The following is a 1204-nucleotide window of genomic DNA, read 5'->3' as shown; positions in this document are numbered from 1 at the left end:
ACCGGCTCGGGATCACCCGCGTGCTCGTTCCGGGGCCCGCGGGCGTGCTCTCCGCGTACGGACTGCTTGCCGCCGACGAGACGCACGACGCCGTTAGAACGGTCCGGTTCCGACTCCTCGACGACGACGCGGTCGAGGTCGCTGTGGACGCGCTGGCCGACCTAACCGACCGGGTGCTCGCCGACGTCTCCGACCCCGACGCCGCGACCGTCGAGTGGCGCGTCGACTGTCGGTACGTCGGCCAGCGGTTCGAGCTGACGGTTCCGGTGGGTGAGCCGATGGGCCCCTCGGATGGTGACACCCTCGGCTTCGATCCCCAAGCCGTCGCCGAACGCTTCGCCGCCGCACACGAGCGGGCCTATGGGTACACGCTCGACGCCGACGTGGAGGCCGTAACGCTGCGGGCCGCCGCGACGATCGAAAACGACCCGCCGACGGTTCTGGGGGCCGCCTCCGGCGACGACGACCCGGAGCGGGGGACACGGGCGGTCCCGTTCTCCCGGGGCGAGGCCGTCGAGACGACCGTGCTCGATCGTGACGCGCTGACGGTCGGGACGCGGGGATCGGGCCCGGCGGTGCTCGCCGGCGGGGAGAGCACTACGGTCGTTCCCCCCGACTGGTCGTGGCGGGTACGCGCGGACGGGACGGTCGTCCTCCTGCAGGCGGGTGATCGGTCGTGAGCGCGCCCGAGGACGTCGACCCGGTCACGCTGGAGGTGTTACGTCACGCGTTCGAGGGGGTCGCCGAGGAGATGGGCGCGACCCTGATACGCGGGGCGTACTCGCCGAACGTCACGGAGCGTCAGGACTGTTCGACCGCGCTGTTCGACATCGACGGCCGGATGGTCGCACAGGCGGAGCACATTCCGGTCCACCTCGGGGCGATGCCGGAGGCGGTGGCGGCGGTCCGCGACCGCGATCCGGTTCCCGGCGACGTGTTCGTCCTCAACGACCCGTTCACCGGGGGGACACACCTCCCCGACGTGACGCTCGTCTCGCCGCTGGCACGCAACGGTGACGTGCTCGGCTACGCCGTCTCGCGCGCCCACCACGCCGATGTCGGCGGAGCCACGCCCGGGAGCATGCCGGCCGGTGCCCGAGAGATCTACGAGGAGGGGCTCCGGATACCGCCGACGCGGCTCGTCGCGGGCGGTGAGCGACGGGAGGACGTGTTCGATCTCCTGTTCGCGAACGCCCGGAACCCC

The 1204-nt window shown here is 72.2% G+C and carries 1 protein-coding gene and 1 pseudogene; both read left to right on the top strand.

Annotation, left to right across the window (positions count from 1 at the left end; all coding sequences use genetic code 11):
• Positions 1–680: pseudogene (locus tag ACFQEU_RS16220) on the top strand (hydantoinase/oxoprolinase family protein); the annotation flags it as partial.
• A partial coding sequence (locus tag ACFQEU_RS16215) for a hydantoinase B/oxoprolinase family protein (RefSeq protein ID WP_379783843.1) occupies positions 677–1204 on the top strand: 528 nt, incomplete at its 3' end. The pseudogene ACFQEU_RS16220 and the gene ACFQEU_RS16215, both read left to right, overlap by 4 nt.

Source organism: Halorubrum tibetense (genome assembly GCF_042661865.1).
Classification (GTDB): Archaea; Halobacteriota; Halobacteria; order Halobacteriales; family Haloferacaceae; genus Halorubrum; species Halorubrum tibetense.
The sequence above is the reverse complement of the archived record's forward strand: the minus strand, read 5'-3'. Positions and strand labels throughout refer to the sequence as shown.